Source organism: Paenibacillus sp. P4_A9 (assembly GCF_056402415.1).
In genome coordinates, this window is sequence record NZ_JBFUHL010000138.1 from 1 (window position 1) to 5234 (window position 5234).

At 44.3% G+C, this 5234-nt stretch carries 6 protein-coding genes; all 6 read left to right on the plus strand.

Annotated elements, in window-relative coordinates; all coding sequences use genetic code 11:
- Positions 1–132: 132 nt before the first annotated feature.
- Complete coding sequence (locus tag AC1DVJ_RS29880; protein WP_477596363.1) at positions 133–1869, plus strand: FAD-binding protein; 1737 nt, start codon at positions 133–135, stop codon at positions 1867–1869.
- A 60-nt stretch (positions 1870–1929) separates the two neighbouring features.
- Positions 1930–2343 carry a succinate dehydrogenase, cytochrome b556 subunit gene (gene sdhC, locus AC1DVJ_RS29885; protein ID WP_477596365.1) on the plus strand — a complete coding sequence of 138 codons (414 nt, stop codon included), beginning with the start codon at positions 1930–1932 and terminating at the stop codon, positions 2341–2343.
- A gap of 88 nt (positions 2344–2431) precedes the next feature.
- On the plus strand, positions 2432–2794 hold the full coding sequence (locus tag AC1DVJ_RS29890) for a succinate dehydrogenase/fumarate reductase transmembrane subunit (protein ID WP_477596367.1): 363 nt from the start codon (positions 2432–2434) through the stop codon (positions 2792–2794).
- Between the two features lie 22 nt (positions 2795–2816).
- On the plus strand, positions 2817–3722 hold the full coding sequence (locus tag AC1DVJ_RS29895) for a fumarate hydratase (protein WP_477596369.1): 906 nt from the start codon (positions 2817–2819) through the stop codon (positions 3720–3722).
- A gap of 15 nt (positions 3723–3737) precedes the next feature.
- Positions 3738–4343: a FumA C-terminus/TtdB family hydratase beta subunit gene (locus tag AC1DVJ_RS29900; RefSeq protein WP_477596371.1), complete on the plus strand. Its 606-nt coding sequence runs from the start codon at positions 3738–3740 to the stop codon at positions 4341–4343.
- Positions 4344–4453: 110 nt separating this feature from the next.
- A partial coding sequence (locus tag AC1DVJ_RS29905) for a response regulator transcription factor (RefSeq protein ID WP_477596373.1) occupies positions 4454–5234 on the plus strand: 781 nt, incomplete at its 3' end.

Sequence of the window (5234 nt, forward strand, 5' to 3'; positions counted from 1 at the left end):
GGATGGCGTTCTACGTTGTCATACCCTTTTCAATTGCATGGAAGTTTGTCCGAAAAAGCTTGCTCCAACTTGGTCCATCCAAAAATTGAAATCGCGCGCGGTTACAGCTGCATTAAAGGGAGGTAGCAAATAATGGAACGTGTCCAATGTGATATCCTCATTCTTGGAAGCGGAGGTGCGGGTTTATTTGCCGCCCATCATGCTTACGACCGTAATCCGAATTTGAAGATTATTGTCGCTGCAAAAGGACTGGTCGGGAAAAGCGGATGCACCCGTATGGTTCAAGGCGGTTATAATGTTGTTCTGAATCCGAACGATTCCCTCGATATGCATTTCAAAGATACACTTAAGGGCGGCGGTATGATCAACAACCAAGAATTGGCTTGGACGTTAGTCAGCGATGCACCCAAACGAATTCGTGAGTTGGAAACGAAGATGGGCTGTTTCTTTGACCGCAATCCAGATGGAACGATTCATCAGAAGGCTTTTGCCGGACAGTCGTTTGACCGCACGGTACATAGAAGAGATTTAACGGGAATAGAAATTATTAACCGACTTAGGGATCAACTTTATGCAAAGGAAAGCGTTATTTGCTGGGATGAAGTTCGTGCTGTCGAGCTTTTATATAATGACGATCACAGTGTTGTGGCTGGGTGTTTAATGTTAAATCTGCGAACGGGGAAATTCATCGTAGTCGAGTCTTTGGCAGTCGTTATCGGTACTGGCGGCGGAGCAAGCATGTATCGAATTGCAGCGCCATCCTTGGAAAAAGCCGCAGACGGCATGGCAATGGCTTATCGGGCGGGTGCTAATTTCATTGATATGGAAATGATGCAATTCCACCCAACGGGACTGCTAGCCGAAAACTCGCGTTTGAATGGCGGCGTATTAGAGGAAGGGCTTCGAGGTGCTGGCGGCCATCTTTATAATTCACTCGGTGAACGATTTATGCAAAAGTATGATCCGGAACGGATGGAACGTTCGACGCGGGACCGTGTAGCGCGAGCAGCCTACATGGAAATTATGGCAGGACGCGGTACTCGTTTGGGCGGTGTACAAGTATCGGTTGCTCATTTGGGGCGTGAAAAAGTGATGCAAATGTTCCCGGGCATGGTTGATCGATGCAAAGATGTTGGTCGCGATCTAAGTATGGAGCCCGTGGATGTAAGCCCTACCGGACATTTCCATATGGGTGGAGTCACCATTGATAAGGATTGCTTTAGCGGAATACCTGGGCTGTTTGTTGCCGGTGAGGATGCGGGTGGGATTCATGGTTCGAATCGCCTTGGAGGAAACGGAGTGGCAGACTCCACAGTTTTCGGCGCACGAGCAGGAGATGCTGCTGCTGAATATGTGATGGCAGTGAAACGCCATAAAGTGTCAGAAAGCCAAGTGGATCTATTTGTTGACCAAATGATGCAGCCTTTCAAACGGGAAAAAGGTGAAAACCCTTTTCAATTGCGTAAAGAAGTTGGCGATTTGATGTGGGAGAAGGTAGGGCTCGTAAGAAATGGTCCCGATCTCAAAATTGCCCTTGATAAGTTATCAGAATATGCTGAACGTGCGAATCGAATTAGCGTAGCTGGGGTAAAAGATTATAATCTCGCATGGCATGAAGTGCTGAATGTTAAAAACATCGTGCAAATCGGACAAATGATCGCATTAGCTTCCTATTTGCGGACAGAAAGCCGTGGTTCCCACTTCCGTACGGACTGTCCAGTAACAGATAACGAGAATTGGTACAAAAATATTTTCATGAAGCAAGGTCAAGATGGGCCTGAGACAGAGATTCATCCTGTTGAATTTACGCATGTGCAGCCTGAAGAAATTTTCGGTGAAGTTGCTAGAGTTAAGTTCGCAGCAAGTTAAATAAGGTTTATCTTATGATGAAGGCTTTCCTAAAGAAGGCCCTTAGAAAGGGTGAAACAAATGGCTGAATTTAAAATAACAAAGGATCATAAGTTAGTAGATGTCGATCCCCAGATTCACAGAGTAGATGTCTTGCGACGCCATTCCGTAGGGATGAAAGCTTGGCTGGTTCATCGAATTTCTGGAGTAGGATTATTACTATATTTACTAGCTCATATTGGCACGATGGGAACAGCGATGTTCATGGGGGAGGAAGCCTTTGAAGGAGTCTTTCAGGTACTGTTTCATAATCCTGTCTTTCTCTTTTTCGATTTAATCATTCTTGCCGGTGTTATCATACATGCTTTAAATGGGATTCGATTGGTGTTAATGGATATGGGTTTCTTAGTAAAAAGGCAAAAAGAGTTATTTGCGCTCATTTGTTGTCTTGCTGTAGGTATATTTATCTGGCTGTTTACGCGAGCATTCCTTTAACTAAACCCCAAAAAGTGACGTTATGCTTTGTAGCTTATTCCTGTTACTTTTCGGGGACCCCATACCTAATTAGGAAGGAGTTATGTCCTTGGATACGACATCTAAAATAAGAAGAAATGTTCTCACTTGGTTTTTTCAAAGAGTCAGCGGTGTCGCCCTTATTTTTTTAATCGTGATTCATATGTGGAACTCGCATTATGCTCATCCTGACGTGCATCCAAGTTATCCGGATTTAATCGAACGTTTACGTACAATCGGGTATATCGCCTTGGATTTTAGCTTGCTTGCTCTTTCGTTATTTCACGGGTTAAACGGCGTCCGCAATATCGTTCTTGATTATACAAGTAACAGACGTGTAATAAAGCGCTGGAGCCTTGGTTTGATGACAGTCGGTATTGTATTTTCCCTTTGGGGTGGAGCTGCTTTAATTAAAATTATGACCATGGGTTAACAAAACGGGGGAGGGTATGGGAATGAGCGACATGCAACCGATTTGGCAAGTTGAGGAAAACACCTATAAGGAAATAGAGAACGCATGTAAAGAAATATATATTCGATCTTTAAAAGATCTTCCGCCTGATATTCGGGCAGCCGTACAGCGGGCTTATGATAAGGAAACATATGCGACCGGAAAACAAATTTTGAGTACGATCTTGAAAAATATTGATGTGGCGGACGAAGAAAATATGCTGATTTGTCAAGATACGGGCATACCCGTGTATTTCATTAAAATCGGCAGAAATGTTCGTTTCGATGGGATTCGACTGGAAGAAGCTATTCGTGAAGGTACGAAAAGGGCCACCCTTGAGCATCCTTTACGATCAAGTGTATGCGATACGATTACTCGTAAAAATACAGGAACTGCTATTGGTAAAAAAGTTCCAGTGCTCAATTGGGAGTTTGTCCCGGGATCGTCCATCGAGTTGATGGCACTGCCCAAAGGTTCAGGATCTGAAAATATGAGTTATCTCAAAATGCTATATCCAGCCGAAGGGCTTAACGGCGCGAAAAAATTCATAATTGACTGCGTAATCAACTCAGGAGCCAATCCATGTCCTCCAACCTTAGTAGGTGTTGGTATGGGTGGAACAGCAGATCTCTGTACGGCATTGGCCAAGAAAGCTGCAGCAAGAGAGATTGGTAAACCTAATCCTGATCCAACCATTGCGGCACTTGAAGAAGAGCTGCTAGATGCGATCAACCTGACTGGCATTGGTCCGAATGGATTGGGAGGAGCTGTCACGGCGCTAGCCGTTCATATCGAAACGGCTGATACACATATTACGATGAATCCAGTTGCTGTCAATATGATGTGTTGGCCTGCGCGCCGGATAAGAGCTACCTTTGAAGAAAGTCAATCGGTTGTCATTAGTTATTAATGAAGGGAGATTCTCATGGCACACCATCAGCTTCAAACGCCTATGACAGACGAATTCGTTAAGCTGCTTCGTGTAGGGGATACCGTTACAGTCAATGGACATATCTTCGGTATTCGCGATGCGAACCTGATCCGGATGTTTGATCATAAGATTGATCCACCGGAAGATTTAATCCCGCAACTTAGAGGCGCCGTAACCATTCATACAGCTCCAGGTGTTAAGAAACTGGAAAATGGCAAGTACGAAAAGGTATGTATTGGTACAACAACAAGTACGCGAATGGATCGTTTTGTAGAAGGATTGTTCGAGCGATTCGGTGTTAAGGCGATTACCGGAAAAGGCGGTATGCTTGAACCCGGTGCACAAGCTTGTGTCAATGTGGGCGGCGTTTATTTCTCCATCGTAGGGGGAGCAGCAGCGCTAGAAACCACACAGATTGAAGAAATTGAAGATGTGTGGTGGGAAGATTTAATGCCGGAAGCGATTTGGAAACTGCGAGTTAAAGACTTCGGTCCGCTGCTCGTTTCCGTGGACAGCTATGGTGGAGATTTATATAAAGATGTGAAAACCCAGGCAGTGAATAATCTCGAAAAGATTTATGAGCGGTTAGGTATAAAATAGTATAAAATTGTATAAAAGAGCAACCACAACGGAGCCAGCGAGATTACAGGCTCCGTTTTCAACTTTTTCAGTAGTATCCAGATTGACCTATCGGGAATGGGGGGCTCTGTATGCGAATTGTCGTTGTGGAAGATCAACAGGAATTGTGCAACGTATTGGCCAAACGGATTTCCTGGCTTCATGATGACTATGAGATTGTTGGCAAGGCGTACAACGGTTTGGATGGTTTGAAGATGATTCAAGTAACGCGGCCGGATGCGGCCTTTATTGATATCCGCATGCCCTTTATGGATGGCTTGGAGCTATTGGAGCGGTTAAGCAAGGAAGAGAAGCAGCAAACGAAATGCATTATTTTATCGGCTTATTCCGATTTCCCGTACACACAACGATCTATTCGCAGCGGTGCGTTCGATTACTTATTGAAGCCTATATCCAATTCTATTCTTGAAGAGGTGCTGTTACGGCTGGCGGATGACATGGATGCACGAAAAGGATTGATTGCACCCAGCACGTCAACGGTGTTCGATATGCACCAATATCCGTTGGGTCAATATGCAGAGAAGCAGTTAAACTTATTGATTCATGAGAAGAAAATTACGGATGAGGTCGTTCTACAAGTACTAAGAATTATAAGTTCGGAGTATATGCATGCCATTACTCTGAGCAGTTTGGCTGAGAGATTGCATGTCAGTGAGAGTCACTTGTGCCGCATATTCTCTAGAAGGGTAGGGATGAACTTAATTCTATTTCTGAACAGTTTTCGCATCAGTCTTGCAAAAAACCTTATGGACGAAACGGAAATGAAAATCGGCGACATCGCCAAAATGATAGGTTTTGGCAATATCACCTACTTTGGCCGGCTATTTCGTAAACAAACGAGTTTATCCGCAT